Genomic DNA, 18,219 nt, shown 5'->3' with positions numbered 1-18,219 from the left:
CCGTCCCTGGCGACCGGAGAGCAGACGACCGTCAACGAGGACGGCCGGCCACGTGGGAGGCGCGCGGCATGGCGTACGACGAACCAGGCCGGGCCGGATTCGTGGAGCCCACGCCGGGGGTGCCCGCCGCCGTGCTGGAGAACGTCTTCGACGATCCCGCGCACGGTGAGCCGGGCCGGGACCGGGTCGGCGTGCACCTGGTGTGGGAGACGCTCCTCCTGGTCGTCCTGGTCGGTGTGGTGCTGCTGCTGCGCCGCGAGGACGCCGACGCGCTGCGCGGCGACGGGCTGCGCACCCTCCTGGTCGACGTGGTCGCGCTCGGCCTGCTGGCCCTCGCCGCGGGGCTGAGCCTGCGGACCGCGGCGGTGAACCTGGCGGTCGGGCCGGTCGCCGTCGCCGCCGCGCTGCACTTCGCCGAGCAGGGCGATCGGGGCGTCACGGCGGCGCTCACCCCGGCCCTGGTGGCCGCCGCCGTCGGTGGCCTCGCTCTGGCCCTGGCCGTGGTGGCGCTGCACGTGCCCGGCTGGGCGGCCAGCCTCGCCGCCGCCGCGGGCGTGATCGTCTACATCGAGCGGCGCTCCGGCGCGGTCGGAGTGCAGGCCGACTACGACCCGCGCCGCACGGCCTTCTACCTCTTCGCCGGGTTCGCGGCCGTCGCCGTGCTGGGCGGGATCTTCGGCGCGATCCGGGCGATCCGGCGGGTGGTCGGCCGGTTCCGGCCGGTGGTCGACCCGGCCCGCCGCCGGGGCGTGCTGGCGGCCCTGGTGACCGCCGCGGCGCTGGTCGGTTCCACCGTCCTCGCCACGCTGGCCGGGGTGCTGCTGGCCGCCAACGCCGCCGGTCCGGTCGTACCGGGGTCGGGGCTGGACTGGACGGTGCTGGCGGTCGGCCTGGCGATGCTCGCCGGCACCAGCGCGTACGGCCGGCGCGGCGGGATCTTCGGCACCCTGCTCGCGGTGGGCGTGGTGGTGGTCTTCCTGACCTGGGCCACCGCGCACGGCTGGACGGTCTCCCGGTGGACCGTGGGCGGCGCGGCGCTGGGCGTCGGGCTGGTGGTGACCCGGCTGGTCGAGGCGTGCGGGCGGCCACGTCGGGCGACCGGCGAGCCGGCCGAGACGACGCCCGCCGGCGACGGCACGATCAGCACCGGCTGGTCGCTGCCCCGGCCGAGCACCGTCGACAACTGGGCGCCCGCGCTGCCGGCCCAGTCGACCGCCACCCCGCCGGACCCGTGGGAGACCCCCCGCTGGGAGACCGGGTCGCGCCGCTGGGACGACGACGACCGGTGAGGCCGTACCCGCGTCCGACGGGCCGTAGGTGATCTCGCCGGTTAGGCTCGCGGGCATGAGCGAGACTCCTTCCGCCGGTACCGGCCGCACCTTCGACGAGCTCGACGCGCTCTCCACCGAGGAGCTGCGGGAGCGGGCCTTCGCGCTGGCCCGGGAGCGCCGCGACGTGGGCTTCTTCTGGTCGGTGCTGCGCCACCTGCCGAACGCCGACGAGGCCGCCGCGCTGGACGGGGCGCCGAACTCCATCGGCCCGATCATCGACGAGGCCTCGGCGCTGTGGCGGGAGCTGACCGGGCATGGCTACGAGGAGGCGGAGCCGCTGCTGCGCGCTGCGTTCATCGACTACCTGGTGAAGCACTGACCGGTCGTACCGGCGGCTGGCGGAGGTTTGCCCGACCGGGTGGGTCGGGAACTTCCCGCCGCATGGCCCTCACCAACCGTCCCCGGACCGTCAGCGGGTACGGCACCGCCGCCGGCACCGGCACCCTGGCCGCGCTCATCCTGGTCGGGGTCTGCGGCAGCCCGTGGTACGTCGACTGGGCCGAGGCGCACACCGACCCGAACTCCGCCGGCGGCTGGTTCCTGCGGCTGCTCGCCTGGCCGGCCTGGCGCCTGGAGGCCGCCGGTGGCGAGCACGGGGTGCTCGCCACCGACCTGCGGGCCATCCTGCTGCTGGTGTTCGCCGCGACCTTCCTCTACCTGCTGCCCACCTCGCAGGTGGCCCGGGTGCAGGGATCGGTGAGCCAGTTCTTCTCCGGCTGGGCCGCGTACGTCCTGGCCGCCGCCACGGCGACCCTGCTGGCGGCGCTGCTGACCTCGGACGGGCCGCTGCTCGCCGACTTCCAGACCACCGGCACGGGCGCCACCTACGGCTTCTTCGCCGGCTGGATCGTCGGCACCGCCAGCCTCGGCGGCCGAGCCTGAGCCTCCCTGCCTGACCTGCGTCGCCGGAACGGCCGGGTCGTCGGCCGCGACGTCGTCGGCCGGCGGGGCCGGGTCAGGCCCCGGTCTGGCCGAGTTCGAGCACCCGAGCCCGGCTGAGCGCGCCGACCGGCTCGCCGTCGGCGGTGACCACGACCGCCTCGGAGCCCGTGGTGAGCATCGCCGCCAGCGCGTCGTACGCCGAACCGCCCAGTGGCACCGCCGGCAGGTCGGCGGTCGCGCCGGTGAGCGGGGCCAGCGTGTCCCGGGTGAGCGGGGTGACGGCGAGCCGGCGGATGCCCCGGTCCGCGCCGACGAACTCGCGGACGAACGGCGAGGCGGGGGCGCCGAGCAGGGCGGCCGGGGTGTCGTACTGCTCCAGCCGACCCCCCTGGGAGAGCACCGCGATCCGGTCGCCGAGCCGGACCGCCTCGTCCAGGTCGTGGGTGACCAGCACGATGGTCTTGCGGACCTCGGCCTGGAGTCGCAGGAACTCCTCCTGCAACCGGGTCCGGACGATCGGGTCGACCGCCGAGAACGGCTCGTCCATCAGCAGCACCACCGGGTCGGCGGCGAGCGCCCGGGCCACCCCGACCCGCTGCCGCTGCCCGCCGGAGAGCTCGTGCGGGTAGCGGCGGCCGAACTGCGCCGGGTCGAGCCCGACCAGTTCCAGCAGTTCGTCGGCGCGGCGGCGGATCCGCTCCTTCGGCCAGCCGAGCAGCCGGGGCACCGTGCCCACGTTGGTGTGCACCGTCTGGTGCGGGAAGAGCCCGACGTTCTGGATCACGTAGCCGATCCGGCGGCGCAGCTTCACCGGGTCGACCCGGGTGATGTCCTCGTCGCCGAGCAGGATCCGGCCGCCGGTCGGCTCGATCAGCCGGTTGACCATCCGCAGCACGGTGGACTTCCCGCAGCCCGAGGGGCCGATCAGGACCACCAGCTCGCCGGCCTTGACCTCCAGGCTCAGCTCGCGCACGGCCTCGGTGCCGTCCGGGTAGCGCTTCCGGATGCCGTCCAGGGTGATCGAGGCAGCGCTGTGCCCGGCCGCGCCGATGGGTCCCGGGGTAACGTCCACGTGTGTCCCTCCACCTGAGCTACCGGGCCGACCCCGGTAACCCGTGGTTCTCCTGGCAGTACGTGCGGGACAACTCTGACACCATCCTCGCCGCGCTGCGCGAGCACGCCTCGCTGACCGCCCGGGCGGTGCTGATCGCCGCCCTGGTGGCCCTGCCGTTGGCGGTGGCGGCGTACTGGTTTCGCGCCCTCGCCGGGCCGATTCTCGCACTCACCGGCGTGCTGTACACCGTCCCGTCGCTGGCGCTGTTCGCCTTCATCGCGCCCTACCTCGGCATCGGCGCGATCACCGTGCTGACCGTGGTGGTGCTGTACGCGCTGCTGGTGATCGTGCGCAACGCGGTGGCCGGGCTGAACCAGGTGCCCCCCGAGGTCCGCGACGCGGCCGAGGGCATGGGGTACGGCCGCTGGGCGCGGCTGTTCCGGATCGACCTGCCGCTGGCCCTGCCCGGCATCCTCACCGGGGTACGCCTCGCCACCGTCTCGACGGTCGCCCTGGTCACCGTCGGGGTGGTGGTCGGTCGCGGCGGCCTCGGGCAGCTCATCTTCGCCGGCTTCCAGAACAACTTCTACAAGGCCCAGATCATGACCGGGACGCTGCTCTGCGTGCTGCTCGCCCTGGTGCTGGACCTGCTCCTCGCCGGGGTGGGCCGGCTGCTCACGCCGTGGCTGCGCGGGCGGACCGGATGACGGCCGCGGCCGCCCGGGCGGGCACGAATCCGGTCGAGCAGGCGGTGGTCTGGCTCAACGACCCGTTGAACTGGACCAACCCGGGCGGCATCCTGGACCGGCTCGAGGAGCACCTGAGCATGTCCGCCGCCGCGGTGCTGCTCGGCTGCCTGGTGGCCTGGCCGATCGGGCTCTGGCTCGGGCACAGCGGTCGCGGTGGCGGGCTGGTCCTGCTGATCTCCAACGTCACGCTGGCGATCCCCACCCTGGCGCTGCTGACCATCCTGCCGCTGACCTTCCTCGGGTTCGGTCGGCCGGCGGTGGTGGTGGCGCTGGCCGTCTTCGCGGTGCCGCCGCTGCTGGCCAACGCGTACACGGGGGTGCGGCAGGCCGATCCGGAGGCCCGGGACGCGGCGCGGGGGATGGGGCTGTCCGGGGGGCAGCTGCTGCGCCGGGTGGAGCTGCCGCTGGCGGTGCCGTACCTGGCGGCCGGGTTCCGGACCGCGGCGGTGCAGGTGGTGGCGACCGCCGCGCTCGCCTCGTTCGTCAACGGCGGCGGGCTCGGCCAGATCATCCGGGCGGGCTTCGGGCTGGACATCGCGGCCGGCGGCGGCCAGATCATCGCCGGGGGCGTGCTGGTGGCCGGGCTGGCGCTGCTGGTCGAGGGGGTGTTGGCGCTGGTCGAGCGGGCCGTCACCCCGCGCCCGCTGCGGCGGGCCCGGGGCCGGGCGAAGCGGCGAGCGGCGGCCGCAGTCGCCGGAAACTGAGCGATCCGGTGACGATCCGGTGAAGAACTCCGCCCAAATTTGTCGGTCGGGCCCGGAGGATATTGGCTGGAATCGCGGGCGGCATCCGATCGCCCGTCGGACACGCGGCCGGCCCACTCGGGTCGCGCCGGGACACGGAAGGCGGGCGCGATCATGCGCGTACGGACACGAGTGGCGGTCGGCGCGATCGGCGCGCTCACCGTGGCAGGTCTGCTCACCGGCTGCGGGGACGAAGGGTCCTCCGGCACGGACGCACCCCAGCAGGGCGCGAGCGGGGCGGGCTGCGCCCCGGTCGCCGGCGACCAGCTGGTCGTCCTCGACGACGACAAGAAGCTCCAGAACACCGACAACATCATCCCGGCGATCAACGTCGACGCGGCCAACCCGCAGCTGGTCGCCGCGCTCGACAAGGTCTCCACCGCGCTGGACACGCCGAAGCTGATCGCGCTCAACAAGGCCGTCGACGTCGACCGCAAGACCCCCAAGGCCGCCGCCGAGGAGTTCGCCTCGGCGAACAACCTCACCGCCGGCATCGCCAAGGGCCCCGGCGGGCAGATCGTGGTCGGCGCCGGCAACTTCAGCGAGAGCCAGACCCTGGCCGAGCTCTACAAGGTCGCCCTCACCGCGGCCGGCTACCAGGTCAAGGTGCAGCAGATCGGCAACCGCGAGCTCTACGAGCCGGCCCTGGAGAAGGGCCAGATCCAGGTCGTCCCGGAGTACGCGGCGACCATGGCGGAGTTCCTCAACACCAAGGCCAACGGGAAGAACGCCACCCCGGTCTCCTCGCCGGAGCTGGACAAGACCGTCACCGCGCTGAAGGCCGCCGGCGACAAGGTGGGCATCACCTTCGGCGCGCCCGCCGCCGCGCAGGACCAGAACGCCTTCGCCGTGACGAAGGCGTTCGCCGACAAGTACGGCGTGCGGACGATCTCCGACCTGGCGGCCAAGTGCTCCGGCTCGGCGACCGTGCTGGCCGGCCCGCCGGAGTGCCCGCAGCGGCCGAAGTGCCAGGCCGGTCTGGTGGAGGTCTACGACTTCAAGGCCGGCTCGTTCAGCTCGCTGGACGCCGGTGGCCCGCAGACCAAGAACGCGCTGAAGACCGGCACCGCCAGCGTCGGTCTGGTCTTCTCCTCCGACGGCGCGCTCGCCACCGGCTGACCACGGGTTCCGGGCGCGGCGGCACCCCGCCGGCCGCGCCCGGCCCGCACCCCCTGACGTCGCGATTCGGTCCTCGGGACCGTTCCCACCCAGGGCATCTCTCGGTAGGCTCCACAGCCATGCCCGCCCCGGTCGTGCCCGAGAAGCACCACCCGCAGCTGCTGACCGTCCTGTTCTGGATCGGTGTGGCGATCGCGCCCGTCGCGGCGCTGATCCTGCTGATCGCCGACGGCAACGGTCCGCTCCGGTTCGCCGCCGTACTGGCCATCATGGCCGTGGTCCTGATCGGTCTGTCGATCGCGCTGCGCGCCGACGGCGGCCAGCCGCGCGGCGAGGAGTTCCTCGACGAGCTGGAGCAGCTTCGCCGGGAGCTGCGGGCCGAGATCGTGGCCGCCGCCCAGCGCGGCAACCAGGCACTCGACCAGTCCCAGCGGGTGGAGGACCAGGTCACCGCGCTGCGCCGCCGGCTGGACGCGGCGGCGGCCGGCATCGCCGCGGCCGCCGGGATCACCGGGGCGGTGGCCGAGGAACCGGCCGGCGCCGGCCGGGCCCGGGTGTCCGCCCCGCAGGAGCAGGCGTCGGGCGGGCGGCGGTGGGCCGCCGCGCCGGAGGAGACCCCGTCCACCTGGGGCCGCACCACCGATCGGGACGATGAAGAGCCGGCCGGACGCCGCTACGGCGCGGAGCGTTCCGCCGCCGGCCAGGCCGGGGTGTACGGCGCTCCCCGCGAACCGCGCGGCGCCGCCCCCACCCCCGAGGCGGGCGGCCGTCCCGTGCTGCGACACACCGAGACCGTGCACGTGACCACCCGGCACACCGTGGTGGACGGCGCGGACCCGGCGGTCGGCAACGCCTACGCCGGGTACGCCGGGCGCTGGTCCCCGGCGCCGGAGGAGTCGTCCTGGAGCGGCGCGGAGCCGGAGAACTCCTGGTCGGAGCGGGCCGAGCCGGAGCGGGGCTGGGCCGGTCAACGCGACGAACGGTCGAGCGGCCAGCGGGAGGACCGGCCCTGGCCGGGCGGGCAGCCCGAGGAGCGGTCCTGGTCGGGTGCCGCCGACGACCGTGCCGACCAGTCCTGGGCGGGCGGGTCGTACCCGGCGGAGGAGAACTGGTCCGGGGTACGGGCCGGCGACCGCTGGGCCGAGGTACGCGACGACGGGCGGGGCCGCGAGGTGCGGGTCGGTGAGCGCCGGGCGGAGCTGCACGCCGACGGTGCCGAGTTCCGCATGCAGGACCGGTGGGCGTCGGTACGCCACGACGAGCCCCGCCGGCCCGCCGAGCAGTGGGGTGGCGGCGGTTGGGTCGAGGCGGAGGAGCATCCCGCGCTGCCGGCCGGCGGCGTGCCGGTGCCGCAGGAGTGGCGGGGGCAGGCGCGCGGCCAGCAGCACGCCGAGCAGTCGTGGGGCGAGCGGTCGGCCGACCAGTGGCGAGCGCCCGCGCAGCGGGAACCGGTGGACTCCTGGCGGGCCGCCGAGCCGGAGCCGCGCGCCCGCCAGCAGTGGGCCGCCGAGCCGGAGCCGCGCGCCCGCCAGCAGTGGGGCGGCGAGCAGCGGTACGGCCAACCGCCGCAGGACGACTCCCCGCGCGCCGGTGGCCGCTGGCGCTGATCCGGTCAGCCGCCGTTACTTGTCGATGTCGCCGACCACGAAGAACATCGAGCCGAGGATGGCGATCAGGTCCGGCACCAGGGCGCCGGGGAGCAGGCTGGCCAGCGCCTGCACGTTCGCGTACGACGCGGTGCGCAGCTTGAGCCGCCACGGGGTCTTCTCGCCCCGGGAGACCAGGTAGTAGCCGTTGATGCCAAGCGGGTTCTCGGTCCAGGCGTAGGTGTGCCCCTCGGGCGCCTTGACCACCTTGGGCAGTCGGGTGTTCACCGGCCCGGTCAGCCGGTCGACCCGGTCCAGGCACTGCTCGGCGAGGTCGAGTGAGGCGTACACCTGGTCGAGCAGCACCTCGAAGCGGGCGTGGCAGTCCCCGGCGGTGCGGGTCACCACCGGCACGTCGAGCTGGTCGTAGGCGAGGTAGGGCTCGTCGCGGCGCAGGTCCAGGTCGAGGCCGGAGGCGCGGGCGACCGGCCCGGAGGCGCCGAACGCGGCGGCGTCGGCGGCGGAGAGCACCCCCACCCCGACGGTACGGGCCAGGAAGATCTCGTTGCGCCGGATGAGCCGGTCCAGGTCGGGCATCCGGCGGCGGACCTCGCCGATCGCGGCGCGGGCCCGGCCGGTCCAGCCGGCGGGCACCTCCTCCTTGAGGCCGCCGACCCGGTTGAACATGTAGTGGATCCGGCCGCCGGAGACCTCCTCCATCACCGCCTGGATCGTTTCCCGCTCGCGGAACGCGTAGAAGACCGGGGTGATCGCGCCGATCTCCAGCGGGTACGAGCCGAGGAACATCAGGTGGTTGAGCACCCGGTTCAGCTCGGCGAGGGCCATCCGCAGCCAGGTGGCCCGCTCGGGCACCTCCATGCCCATCAGCCGCTCGACGGCGAGCACCACGCCCAGCTCGTTGGAGAACGCCGACAGCCAGTCGTGCCGGTTGGCCAGCACGATGATCTGCCGGTAGTCGCGGACCTCGAAGAGCTTCTCCGCGCCCCGGTGCATGTAGCCGACGATCGGCTCGGCCGCGACGACCCGTTCGCCGTCGAGCACCAGCTTGAGCCGGAGCACCCCGTGCGTGGACGGGTGCTGGGGGCCGATGTTGAGCACCATGTCGGCGCCCAGCTGCTCGCCGCCCGCGCCGGTGCCGACGGTCAGCTCGCGGAGGTCGCCGGCGTCCGTGGTCATGTGGGTCATCGTGCCATGAACGCCGCGGGGTCGACGCCGACCGGTTGCCGCAGCCACCAGTGCCCGCCGAGGCCGGCCGGGTCGGTCAGCTCGGCCACCGCCGAGGCGGCGGCCAGCGCCCGCAGGTAGCCGGCCGGGTCGCTGCCGGCCAGGGTCAGCGGCGGTCGGCCGCCGTCGGCCCCGAGCGCCCGCAGCGCCTCCCGCTGTGACACCAGCGTGTACGCGCACCCGACGACCCGTGCGCCGGCGGCGGCGACCGAGTCCACGGCGACGTGCGCGGTGACGTCGCGGGAGCCGTCGGGTACGGGTGGCACCTGCCGGCCGGCGCGGTACCCGGTCAGCGTTCCGTCCACCGGCCGCTCCTGCCGCAGGTGTCCGTAGTCGACGGCCAGCGCGAGTCCCCGGTCGAGCCTGCCGACCGCGTCGGCCCAGGCGTCGTCCCTGGTCCGGCCGATCTCGGCCCGCCCGACGGTCACCGGGGCGGGCCACCAGCGGCGCAGCCAGTCGAGGTCGGCGGCGTCGACCCGGTCGCCCACCGACTCCGCCCCGCTCGCCGGGTCGACGAGCAGGTACCGCCAGCCGTCGCCGTCGTGCACCGCGGCGTCGAGCGGGACGTTGTCCAGCCATTCGGTGGCGATCAGCAGGCCGGTGACCCCGTGCGGGATCTCGTTCCGCCAGTCGATGCCGGCGGGCAGGTTGTCGGGGCGGGGCGCCCGCTCGACGGCGGTGAGCCGTACCCGGTGGGCGAGCGGCACCGGCGCGGCGGGTGACGGCGCGGCGGCGGCCGGGGCGGTCGGGGTTTCCGGGGAGGCCGGTCGCCCGGTGGGATCCCCGTCGGTGCCCACGGCCCGGGCGAGGGAGCGCAGCAGCTCGCCCCGGCCGGCGCCCACGTCGATCACGTCCAGCCGGTCGGGCCGGCCCAGGGCGGCGTCCACCTGGTCGACCAGGCGGGACAGCGCGCTGGCGAGGACACCCGAGGCGTGCGCGCTGGTGCGGAAGTGCGCGGCGGGTCCGGCCCCGGCGACGAAGAAGCCGTTCGGGCCGTAGAGGGCGGCCTCCATGGCGTCCCGCCAGCGCATCGAGTTCATTCCGCGTTCAGGGTGCGTCACCGTGCCGACCCTACGGTCAGCCGGTATGAGACGACTGTTCATCCCCGCCCTGGCGGTCGTGCCGATGGTGCTGGCCGCCGTCCCCGCCGTCGCCGCCCCGACCGGCGACGGGCTCCGCGAGGTCCGCGCGGTGGCTGAGACCCCCTCCCTCTTCGACGACGATGCCGGCGGGGACGCCGACGCCGACGACCCGGCGATCTGGGTGCACCCGACGGACCGGGCGGGCAGCCTGGTGGTGGCCACCGCGAAGAACGGCGGCCTGCGGGTGTACGACCTGCGCGCCCGGGAGCGGCAGCGCATCGCCACCCCGCCGGCGCCCGGCCCGGAGCACGAGTCCGGCCGGTTCAACAACGTCGACCTGGTCTCCGGGTTCCGGCTGGCCGGCCGTGCCACCGACCTCGCCGTGGTCACCGACCGGGGCCGGGACCAGCTCCGCTTCTACCGGATCGACCCGGGTACCCGGCTGCTGACCGACGTCACGGCGGCGGACGTGCCGTTCGCCTTCAGCGCGGACCAGGCCGAGGTCGACGAGCAGCGCACCGCGTACGGGCTGGGCACCTTCACCGACGTCGACGGCGCCGCGTACGCGGTGGTCAGCCGGCGCAGCACTCCGGAGGTGGGGCTGTTCCGGCTGGTCGTCAGGGGTGACACGGTCAGCTATCGGCGGGTGGACCGGCTGACGTTGCCGTCGACGTTCACCCTGCCGAACGGCGCGCGCTGGTCGCCGTGCACCGACCCGGGTGACGGGCCCCAGGTGGAGGGCACCGTGGTCGACCCGGCGACCGGCGTGGTGCACCTGGCCCAGGAGAAGGTCGGGCTGTGGCGGACGCGACTGGTGGGCGGCCGGTTCGCCGGCGGTCTGACACCGGTCGAGCGGGTCCGCGAGTACGGCGTCCCGGCGGCCTTCGACGTCGAGGAGGACGACTGCGTGACCGATTACGCGGCCGACCCGGGCTTCGGTGGTCGGGTCGCCCAGGACGTGGAGGGGCTGACCATCCACCGGACCGGCCGGTTCACCGGCACCCTCGTCGTCTCCAGCCAGGGCGACGACACGTTCTACACGTACGACCGGCGCACCGACCGCCCCACGGGCCGGTTCGCGGTGGTCGACGGCCGCGTGGACGGGGCCCAGGAGTGCGACGGCGCGGCGGTGACCGCCACCCCGCTGCCGGGCTTCCCCGGCGGCCTGCTGGTGGTCCACGACGGCCACAACACCCCGGAGACCACCGGCGCGGACGGCGAGGCCCGCCCGGACACGGACTTCAAGTTCGTCGACGCCGGTTTCCTGCGCGCCCAGGGCTGAGGCCCGGGACCGGGTCGTCGCCGCCGGGGCGGGCGGCCCGGTCCGTACCGGATCGGACGTCCGGGAGGCCGGGCCGGCGGGGCGGCACTGTAACCGCGGCGCGTGGTCCGCGCCGCCCGGAAACCGCCCGCCCACCGGCCGGTGAAGGTTTTCACACACTCTTGTTAGGGCTCCGTAACCCCAGCGCATACTTGCGGTCGACCGGTACCCCCTTCGAGGACTGGATCGTTGCCATGAGCGCACCGCTGCGCCCGCGTCCGGGCGCCCCGCGTGAGGCCGCCGTTCCCGCGGGCGGCGCCCCTGCCGGCGCCCCGCTCGTCTTCCCCCGCACCCTGACCGTCGGCATCATCGGCGCCGGCCGGGTCGGTGCGGTGCTGGGGGCGGCGCTCGTCGCCGCCGGCCACCGGGTGGTCGCCGCCGCCGGCGTCTCCGGGGCCGCGAAGGCCCGGATCGCGCTGCTGCTGCCCGGCACCCGCAACCGCTCGGCCACCTCGGTCGCCCGCGCCGCCACCGACCTGCTGCTGATCGCCGTCCCGGACGACGCGCTGGCCGGCGTGGTCGCCGGGCTGGCCGAGACCGGGGCGCTGCGCCCCGGCCAGGTGGTCGCCCACACCTCCGGCGCGCACGGCCTGGCCGTGCTGGCCCCGGCCGCCGCCGTCGGCGCGCGCCCGCTGGCGCTGCACCCGGCGATGACCTTCACCGGTACGCCCGACGACCTCGGCCGGCTGGCCGGCATCTCGTACGGGGTGACCGCCCCGGCGGAGTTGCGCCCGCTCGCCGCCCGGCTCGTCGCCGACCTGGGCGGGGTGCCGGAGTGGGTCGCCGAGGGGGACCGCGCGCTCTACCACGCGGCGTTGGCGCACGGCGCGAACCACCTGGTGACCCTGGTCAACGAGGCGGCTGACCGGCTGCGCGACGCCGGGGTGGCCCAGCCCGAGAAGGTGCTGGCCCCGCTGCTGCGGGCGGCCCTGGAGAACGCGCTCCGGTTCGGCGACGACGCGCTGACCGGCCCGGTGTCCCGGGGTGACGCGGGCACCGTGCGACGGCACCTGGACCGGCTGGCGGAGACCGCCCCGGAATCGGTGGCCCCCTATCTGGCGTTGGCACGACGGAGCGCGGATCGGGCGATCGCGGCCGGTCGGCTGCGGCCGGTGGACGCCGAGTCGCTGCTCGACGTGCTGGCCGGGATCCATCGGGAGGTGGCGGCATGACGGAGCTGGTGCACAGCCGGGCCGAGCTGGCGAAGGCGCGGGACGGACTCAAGGGCACCGTCGGCGTGGTGATGACCATGGGTGCGCTGCACCCGGGGCACGAGACGCTGCTGCGGGCGGCCCGGGAGCGGGCGGACCACGTGCTCGTCACGATCTTCGTCAACCCGCTGCAGTTCGGGCCGAACGAGGACTTCGACCGCTATCCGCGCACCCTCGACGCCGACCTGGAGATCTGCCGTCGGGCCGGGGCCGACGTGGTGTTCGCCCCCGCCGTGTCGGACATGTACCCGGACGGGCAGCCGGCGGTCCGGGTGAACCCGGGGCAGCTCGGCGAGGACCTGGAGGGGCAGAGCCGGCCCGGCTTCTTCCACGGGGTGCTGACCGTGGTCATGAAGCTGCTCCAGCTCACCCGCCCCGATCTCGCCTTCTTCGGCGAGAAGGACTACCAGCAGCTCACCCTGGTCCGCCGGATGGCCCGCGACCTGGACGTCCCGGTGGAGGTGGTCGGCGTGCCGACCGTCCGCGAACCGGACGGGCTGGCCCTGTCCAGCCGTAACCGCTACCTCTCGCCGGAGCAGCGGCGGACCGCGCTGAGCCTGTCGGCCGCGCTGCGGGCCGGCGCGACCGCCGCCGAGCAGGGCCGGGACGCCGGGGAGGTGCTGGCCGCCGCGCACCGGACGTTCGCCGCGGTCGGTGCCGACGCCCGGCTGGACTATCTGGTGCTCACCGATCCGGACCTGGAACCGGGTCCGGTGGCCGGCCCGGCCCGGCTGCTGGTCGCGGCCTGGGTGGGCGACACCCGCCTGATCGACAACATGGCGATCCGACTCGCCCCGCGTTCCTGACCACCTGACCACCGCACCCGCTGAGAGGCGACCGATGTTCCGGACCATGCTCAAGTCGAAGATCCACCGGGCCACGGTGACCCAGGCGGACCTGCACTACGTCGGCTCGGTCACCGTGGACCAGGATCTGCTCGACGCCGCCGACCTGCTCCCCGGCGAGCAGGTGGCGATCGTGGACGTGACCAACGGGGCCCGGCTGGAGACGTACGTCATCCCCGGTGAGCGGGGCAGCGGGGTGATCGGCATCAACGGCGCGGCGGCGCACCTGGTGCACCCCGGCGACCTGGTCATCCTCATCTCGTACGGTCAGATGGACGACGCCGAGGCGCGCTCGTACCGGCCCCGGGTGGTGCACGTCGACGCCGACAACAAGGTCGTCGACCTGGGCGTCGACCCGGCCGCCGTGGCTCCCGGCACCGCCGGTGACCCCACCCCCAGCCCGCTGGCCGTGGTGGGCTGAGCGCATTTCCGGTCTGTCACCGGAAGGTCATTGTTGGTTACCCTGGGCGGACCGTCGGGTTTGACGGTCGTCGGCTGGGGGAGGCCGCGATGCGCCGTGCGATGACGAGACCGGTCGCCGCGTTGATCGCCGTGGCCCTGCTGGCCGGGTGCGCCGCCACCGCCGGGGTCGACGGGGACCTCACCGACGACTGGGCCGCCCCGGCGGTTGCCGGGCCGTTCACCCCCGAGGCCGGCGTCTGCCAGGTCGGCGACTTCACCGACACGGTGGCGCTGGACGGGTACGCGCCGGTGGACTGCGCCGTGGCGCACCGGGTGGAGACGGTGCACGTGGGGGCCTTCCCGGCCGGCGGGGCGGACCCGCCCGTCACCGGCTCGCCCGACCTGCGTGGCGCCTTCGCCGAGTGCGACGCGCGCGCCACCGGGTACGTCGGCGACGACTGGCGCGCCGGCCGGCTGCGGCTGGCCGTGGCGCTGCCCACCCGTCCCGGCTGGGCGGCCGGCTCCCGCTGGTACCGCTGCGACCTCAGCGAGTTGACCACCGTCGAGGCGGCGGCGGCCGTGGTGACCCGCACCGGCAGCCTGCGTGACGCCCTGAAGGGCCCGTCGCCGCTGCGCCTGGGCTGCCAGCGCACCCGCACCGGCACCGGCCGGGGCGTGCAGGTGCTGCTCCCGGCGGAGTGCGCCACCGCCCACGACGCCGAGTTCGTCGGCGTGTGGAAGGCGCCCGATCGGCCGTACCCGACCCGGGACGCCGACTGGCTGCCGCTCTACGCCGGCTGCCGCAGCGTCCTCGCCCGGTACGTCGGCGTGCCGGACGACGCCGACCTGCGCTTCCGCAGCGGCGTGGTGGTCCGCCCGCCCGGTGCCGGCCGCTGGCGGGCGGGTGACCGGGGTGTGCGCTGCCACCTGTGGCTCAGCGACCGGACGGTGACCGCCTCGCTCAAGGGCGCCGGCCCGGCCGGGCTGCCCGTCCGGACGAAGTAGCGGACGCCGTAGTCCAAACCACTCGTCGTGCCCCCGCCGCCCGGGATGAGGGGCGTTCGGGTTGACTGTGCTCATGGACCTTCCGACCGTCGACCTGCCGGCCCTGCCCAGACTGCTGGCCGCGCCCGCGCCCGGCTGGGTGGAGACCACCGACGTGATCGTGGTCGGTTCCGGGGTCGCCGGGCTCACCGCCGCGCTGCACCTGCGCGAGGCCGGCCTGCACGTCACGGTGGTCACCAAGGTCAACATTGACGAGGGCTCCACCCGGTGGGCGCAGGGCGGCATCGCGGCGGTGCTCGATCCGACGGACACCCCGGGCGCGCATGCCCACGACACCGAGATCGCCGGCGTCGGGCTCTGCGACCCGGCGGCCGTGCGGGTGCTGGTGGAGGAGGGGCCGACCCGGCTCCGCGAGCTGATGCGCATCGGCGCGGAGTTCGACCGCAACCCGGACGGGTCACTGATGCTCACCCGGGAGGGCGGGCACCGGGCGGACCGGATCGTGCACGCCGGCGGCGACGCCACCGGCGCCGAGGTGCAGCGCGCGCTGCACGCGGCGGTCCGCCGCGACCCGTGGATCCGCCTGGTCGAGCACGCCCTGGTGCTGGACCTGCTGCGCGCCCCCGGCGACGGCCCGGACGGCCTCGGCCCGGCCTGCGGCATCACTCTGCACGTGCTGGGCGAGGGCAGCGAGGACGGCGTCGGCGCGCTGCTGGCCCGGGCGGTGGTGCTGGCCACCGGCGGGATGGGGCAGATCTTCTCGGCAACCACCAACCCGGCCGTCTCCACCGGCGACGGGGTGGCCCTGGCCATGCGGGCCGGCGCGGCGGTCACCGACGTGGAGTTCGTCCAGTTCCACCCGACCGCGCTGATCGTGCCGCAGGCGGCCCGGGTGCCCGGCGCCGGCCTCGCCCAGCAGCCGCTGGTCTCCGAGGCGCTGCGCGGCGAGGGGGCCCACCTGGTCGACGGTGACGGCAAGCGGTTCATGGTCGGCCAGCACGAGCTGGCCGAACTGGCCCCCCGGGACGTGGTGGCCAAGGGCATCCACCGGGTGCTGCTGGCCACCGGCGCGGACCACGTCTGGCTGGACGCCCGGCACCTGGGCGGCGACTTCCTGGCCGGGCGGTTCCCCACCATCGTCGCCTCCTGCCTGGCCATCGGCGTGGACCCGGCCACCGACCTGATCCCGGTCGCCCCGGCCGCCCACTACGCCTCCGGCGGCGTCCGTACCGACCTGCACGGCCGCACCTCCATCCCCGGCCTGTACGCCTGCGGCGAGGTCGCCTGCACCGGCGTGCACGGTGCCAACCGGCTGGCCAGCAACTCGCTGCTGGAGGGGCTGGTCTTCTCCCGTCGGATCGCCGAGGACATCGCCGCCGGGCTGCCCGAGCAGGCCCGGCCGGCGGAGACGGGCGCGTGGGTGGGCGGCGAGGGCTGGGTGGTGCCGGCCGAGGGCACGTCGGCGCTCCAGCGGGCGATGACCCGGGGTGCCGGGGTGCTGCGGTCGGCCGCCACGCTGACCGGGACCGCCGCCGTCCTGGGCGAGCTGGGCCTGGGCCGGGGCACGCCGCGTACCGCCGACTGGGAGGCGACGAACCTGCTCACCGTGGCGTCGACCCTGGTCGCCGCCGCGTACGCCCGGCAGGAGACCCGGGGGTGCCACTGGCGGGAGGACTTCCCGGCCGCCGACGAGCGGTGGCGGGGCCATCTGCTCGGTGCGGTCGGTGCGCAGGGTCGGTTGACGTCCCGGTGGGAGGAGTTGGCGTGAGCGCGAGGAGTGAGTCGGTCCTGCGAGCCCCGCAGTCGCGAACGAAGGTGGTCCGGTGAGCGCGAGGAGTGAGTCGGTCTTGCAGGCGCGGATCGGGGTGGCGGCGTGAGGGAGTCGACGGAGCGGGCGTTGCGGGCCGGTGGCCTGGACCCGGCGCAGGTGCGGGCGGTCGTCGTGGGGGCGCTCGCCGAGGACCTGGGGCCGGACTTCCTCGACGTGACCAGCGTGGCCACCATCCCCGACACGCAGACCGACACCGCCGACGTGGTCGCCCGCGCCGACGGCGTGGTGGCCGGGCTGGCTGTGGCGGCGGCGGCCTTCGAGCTGGTCGGCGAGGTGACCGGTGCGGGCCGTACCGTCGAGGTGTCGCTGGTGGCCCGGGACGGGCAGCGGGTGGCGCGCGGCGACGTGCTGGCCACGGTGACCGGCCCGACCCGGCTGGTGCTCACCGCCGAGCGCACGGCGCTCAACCTGCTCAGCCGGATGTCCGGGGTGGCCACCCACACCCGGGCCTGGGCCGACGCCCTGGCCGGTACGAAGGCGATGGTGCTGGACACCCGCAAGACCACCCCGGGCCTGCGCGCCCTGGAGAAGTACGCGGTGCGCGCCGGCGGCGGCACGAACAAGCGGATGGGCCTGCACGACGTCGCCATGATCAAGGACAACCACAAGTTCGCCGCGGGCGGCATCGCGCCCGCCTTCCGCCGGGTCCGGGAGGCGTTCCCCGACGTGCCGGTGCAGGTGGAGGTCGACACCGTCGCCGAGGCGGTGGAGGCGGTCGAGGCCGGCGCGGACTTCCTGCTGCTGGACAACATGACCCCGGAGACGCTGCGGGAGGTGGTCGCCCGGGTGGGCGACCGGGCGGAGCTGGAGGCGACCGGCGGGCTCACCCTCGCGGTGGCGGCCGAGTACGCGGCCACCGGTGTGGACTTCCTGTCGGTGGGCGCGCTGACCCACTCCTCGCCGATCCTGGACATCGCGCTGGACCTGCGGACGCGGTGAGCCCACGGGCGGTGAGTCCGGCGCGGTGGGCCGGGCCGGCCGGCCGGCGGCTCGGCGGGTTCGCCCCGCCGGGCGGCGTCTAGGCTGCGCGTGTGCTGCTCTGCATCGACATCGGAAACACCAACACCGTGCTGGCGACCTTCGACGGCGACAAGCTGGTGCACTCCTGGCGGATCAAGACCGACGCCCGGTCCACGGCGGACGAGCTGGGTCTGATGTTCCGCGGGCTGCTCGCCGGTGACGCGGTGGAGATCACCGGGGTGGCGGCCTGCTCCACGGTTCCGGCGGCGCTGCGCTCGCTGCGGTCCATGCTGGCCCGCTACTACGCCGACCTGCCCAGCGTGATCGTCGAGCCGGGGGTGCGCACCGGCGTCCAGCTCGCGATCGACAACCCCAAGGAGGTCGGCTCGGACCGGGTGGTCAACACCCTCGCCGCGTACACCCTCTACGGCGGTCCGTCGATCGTGGTCGACTTCGGCACCACCACGAACTTCGACGTGATCAGCGGCCGAGGTGAGTTCCTCGGCGGCGCCTTCGCCCCGGGCATCGAGATCTCGTTCGACGCCCTGGCTGCCCGGGCCGCTCAGCTGCGCAAGGTGGAGGCGACCAAGCCCCGGTCGGTGATCGGCAAGAACACCGTCGAGTGCCTCCAGTCCGGCCTCTACTTCGGCTTCGCCGGGCAGGTCGACCGGATCGTCGAGCGGATGACCGAGGAGTTGGGCGAGGTGAAGGCGGTGATCGCCACCGGCGGGCTGGCCTCGGTGGTGATCGGCGAGTGCCGCACCATCACCCACCACGAGCCGATGATCACCCTGATCGGCCTGCGGATGGTCTACGAGCGCAACAACTGACCCCGGCCGCCGGGGTCGGGCGC

General features: G+C 75.1%; 18 protein-coding genes. 15 read left to right on the top strand and 3 right to left on the bottom strand.

The window, feature by feature from the left end; translation table 11 throughout:
• Positions 1–68: 68 nt before the first annotated feature.
• From ACTMS9_RS20690 to ACTMS9_RS20680, 3 genes are all read left to right on the top strand, one after another.
• Positions 69–1,289 carry an ABC transporter permease gene (locus tag ACTMS9_RS20690; RefSeq protein WP_441141986.1) on the top strand — a complete coding sequence of 407 codons (1,221 nt, stop codon included), beginning with the start codon at positions 69–71 and terminating at the stop codon, positions 1,287–1,289.
• Between the two features lie 55 nt (positions 1,290–1,344).
• Complete coding sequence (locus tag ACTMS9_RS20685; RefSeq protein WP_280837299.1) at positions 1,345–1,650, top strand: hypothetical protein; 306 nt, start codon at positions 1,345–1,347, stop codon at positions 1,648–1,650.
• Between the two features lie 62 nt (positions 1,651–1,712).
• The gene (locus ACTMS9_RS20680; RefSeq protein WP_441141987.1) at positions 1,713–2,213 is read left to right on the top strand and encodes a hypothetical protein; all 501 of its coding nucleotides are present in this window, start codon (positions 1,713–1,715) and stop codon (positions 2,211–2,213) included.
• A gap of 73 nt (positions 2,214–2,286) precedes the next feature.
• Here ACTMS9_RS20680 and ACTMS9_RS20675 read toward each other — a convergent pair whose 3' ends face one another.
• The gene (locus ACTMS9_RS20675) at positions 2,287–3,285 is read right to left on the bottom strand and encodes an ABC transporter ATP-binding protein (protein WP_441141988.1); all 999 of its coding nucleotides are present in this window, start codon (positions 3,283–3,285) and stop codon (positions 2,287–2,289) included.
• A gap of 2 nt (positions 3,286–3,287) precedes the next feature.
• Between ACTMS9_RS20675 and ACTMS9_RS20670 the strand changes: the two genes are divergently transcribed.
• The 4 genes from ACTMS9_RS20670 to ACTMS9_RS20655 all read left to right on the top strand — a co-directional run bounded on the left by ACTMS9_RS20670 (position 3,288) and on the right by ACTMS9_RS20655 (position 7,485).
• Complete coding sequence (locus tag ACTMS9_RS20670; RefSeq protein WP_357609178.1) at positions 3,288–3,974, top strand: ABC transporter permease; 687 nt, start codon at positions 3,288–3,290, stop codon at positions 3,972–3,974.
• Positions 3,971–4,720, top strand: a complete 750-nt coding sequence (locus ACTMS9_RS20665) for an ABC transporter permease (protein ID WP_441165794.1) — start codon at positions 3,971–3,973, stop codon at positions 4,718–4,720. Before ACTMS9_RS20670 ends, ACTMS9_RS20665 begins: the two co-directional genes overlap by 4 nt.
• 153 nt (positions 4,721–4,873) lie before the next feature.
• Complete coding sequence (locus ACTMS9_RS20660; RefSeq protein ID WP_441141989.1) at positions 4,874–5,878, top strand: glycine betaine ABC transporter substrate-binding protein; 1,005 nt, start codon at positions 4,874–4,876, stop codon at positions 5,876–5,878.
• A gap of 119 nt (positions 5,879–5,997) precedes the next feature.
• Positions 5,998–7,485, top strand: coding sequence for a hypothetical protein (locus ACTMS9_RS20655; RefSeq protein WP_441165721.1), 1,488 nt, complete (start codon positions 5,998–6,000; stop codon positions 7,483–7,485).
• 15 nt (positions 7,486–7,500) lie between these two features.
• On the opposite strand, the gene ACTMS9_RS20650 is transcribed toward ACTMS9_RS20655, so the two are convergent.
• Both ACTMS9_RS20650 and ACTMS9_RS20645 read right to left on the bottom strand, forming a co-directional pair.
• Positions 7,501–8,670 (bottom strand): NADH-quinone oxidoreductase subunit D, encoded by a 1,170-nt coding sequence (locus ACTMS9_RS20650; RefSeq protein ID WP_441141991.1) that lies wholly within the window; start codon positions 8,668–8,670, stop codon positions 7,501–7,503.
• Positions 8,667–9,749 (bottom strand): SAM-dependent methyltransferase, encoded by a 1,083-nt coding sequence (locus ACTMS9_RS20645; RefSeq protein WP_441165793.1) that lies wholly within the window; start codon positions 9,747–9,749, stop codon positions 8,667–8,669. Before ACTMS9_RS20645 ends, ACTMS9_RS20650 begins: the two co-directional genes overlap by 4 nt.
• A 46-nt stretch (positions 9,750–9,795) precedes the next feature.
• Here ACTMS9_RS20645 and ACTMS9_RS20640 point away from each other — a divergent pair, with 46 nt between their 5' ends.
• The 8 genes from ACTMS9_RS20640 to ACTMS9_RS20605 all read left to right on the top strand — a co-directional run bounded on the left by ACTMS9_RS20640 (position 9,796) and on the right by ACTMS9_RS20605 (position 18,196).
• A complete protein-coding gene (locus ACTMS9_RS20640) occupies positions 9,796–11,073 on the top strand; it encodes a phytase (RefSeq protein WP_441165720.1) in 1,278 nt (425 codons plus the stop codon).
• 233 nt (positions 11,074–11,306) lie between these two features.
• The gene (locus ACTMS9_RS20635) at positions 11,307–12,284 is read left to right on the top strand and encodes a Rossmann-like and DUF2520 domain-containing protein (RefSeq protein WP_441141993.1); all 978 of its coding nucleotides are present in this window, start codon (positions 11,307–11,309) and stop codon (positions 12,282–12,284) included.
• Positions 12,281–13,129 (top strand): pantoate--beta-alanine ligase, encoded by an 849-nt coding sequence (panC, locus tag ACTMS9_RS20630; protein WP_441141994.1) that lies wholly within the window; start codon positions 12,281–12,283, stop codon positions 13,127–13,129. The genes ACTMS9_RS20635 and panC overlap by 4 nt, the downstream gene beginning before the upstream one ends.
• Positions 13,130–13,163: 34 nt before the next feature.
• Positions 13,164–13,589: an aspartate 1-decarboxylase gene (panD, locus tag ACTMS9_RS20625; protein WP_441165719.1), complete on the top strand. Its 426-nt coding sequence runs from the start codon at positions 13,164–13,166 to the stop codon at positions 13,587–13,589.
• Between the two features lie 89 nt (positions 13,590–13,678).
• On the top strand, positions 13,679–14,575 hold the full coding sequence (locus tag ACTMS9_RS20620; RefSeq protein WP_441165718.1) for a septum formation family protein: 897 nt from the start codon (positions 13,679–13,681) through the stop codon (positions 14,573–14,575).
• A gap of 73 nt (positions 14,576–14,648) precedes the next feature.
• On the top strand, positions 14,649–16,343 hold the full coding sequence (locus ACTMS9_RS20615) for an L-aspartate oxidase (RefSeq protein ID WP_441165717.1): 1,695 nt from the start codon (positions 14,649–14,651) through the stop codon (positions 16,341–16,343).
• A gap of 105 nt (positions 16,344–16,448) precedes the next feature.
• The gene (gene nadC, locus ACTMS9_RS20610; RefSeq protein ID WP_441141997.1) at positions 16,449–17,345 is read left to right on the top strand and encodes a carboxylating nicotinate-nucleotide diphosphorylase; all 897 of its coding nucleotides are present in this window, start codon (positions 16,449–16,451) and stop codon (positions 17,343–17,345) included.
• A 92-nt stretch (positions 17,346–17,437) separates the two neighbouring features.
• Positions 17,438–18,196 (top strand): type III pantothenate kinase, encoded by a 759-nt coding sequence (locus ACTMS9_RS20605; protein ID WP_210774187.1) that lies wholly within the window; start codon positions 17,438–17,440, stop codon positions 18,194–18,196.
• The last annotated feature ends 23 nt before the right edge of the window (positions 18,197–18,219 follow it).

The sequence above is a fragment of the Micromonospora sp. L31 genome (assembly GCF_052068075.1).
Lineage (GTDB): Bacteria > Actinomycetota > Actinomycetes > Mycobacteriales > Micromonosporaceae > Micromonospora > Micromonospora purpureochromogenes.
Note: the sequence above shows the minus strand (reverse complement) of the source record. Positions and strands in the feature narration are given on the sequence as shown.

Excerpts from the sequence above, each read along its gene's own strand:
- ACTMS9_RS20690 (WP_441141986.1), top strand. The coding sequence starts at position 69 with ATGGCGTACGACGAACCAGGCCGGGCCGGATTCGTGGAGCCCACGCCG.
- ACTMS9_RS20685 (WP_280837299.1), top strand. The coding sequence starts at position 1,345 with ATGAGCGAGACTCCTTCCGCCGGTACCGGCCGCACCTTCGACGAGCTC.
- ACTMS9_RS20680 (WP_441141987.1), top strand. The coding sequence starts at position 1,713 with ATGGCCCTCACCAACCGTCCCCGGACCGTCAGCGGGTACGGCACCGCC.
- ACTMS9_RS20665 (WP_441165794.1), top strand. The coding sequence starts at position 3,971 with ATGACGGCCGCGGCCGCCCGGGCGGGCACGAATCCGGTCGAGCAGGCG.
- ACTMS9_RS20660 (WP_441141989.1), top strand. The coding sequence starts at position 4,874 with ATGCGCGTACGGACACGAGTGGCGGTCGGCGCGATCGGCGCGCTCACC.
- ACTMS9_RS20655 (WP_441165721.1), top strand. The coding sequence starts at position 5,998 with ATGCCCGCCCCGGTCGTGCCCGAGAAGCACCACCCGCAGCTGCTGACC.
- ACTMS9_RS20650 (WP_441141991.1), bottom strand. The coding sequence starts at position 8,670 with ATGACCCACATGACCACGGACGCCGGCGACCTCCGCGAGCTGACCGTC.
- ACTMS9_RS20645 (WP_441165793.1), bottom strand. The coding sequence starts at position 9,749 with ATGAACTCGATGCGCTGGCGGGACGCCATGGAGGCCGCCCTCTACGGC.
- ACTMS9_RS20640 (WP_441165720.1), top strand. The coding sequence starts at position 9,796 with ATGAGACGACTGTTCATCCCCGCCCTGGCGGTCGTGCCGATGGTGCTG.
- ACTMS9_RS20635 (WP_441141993.1), top strand. The coding sequence starts at position 11,307 with ATGAGCGCACCGCTGCGCCCGCGTCCGGGCGCCCCGCGTGAGGCCGCC.
- panC (WP_441141994.1), top strand. The coding sequence starts at position 12,281 with ATGACGGAGCTGGTGCACAGCCGGGCCGAGCTGGCGAAGGCGCGGGAC.
- panD (WP_441165719.1), top strand. The coding sequence starts at position 13,164 with ATGTTCCGGACCATGCTCAAGTCGAAGATCCACCGGGCCACGGTGACC.
- ACTMS9_RS20620 (WP_441165718.1), top strand. The coding sequence starts at position 13,679 with ATGCGCCGTGCGATGACGAGACCGGTCGCCGCGTTGATCGCCGTGGCC.
- ACTMS9_RS20615 (WP_441165717.1), top strand. The coding sequence starts at position 14,649 with ATGGACCTTCCGACCGTCGACCTGCCGGCCCTGCCCAGACTGCTGGCC.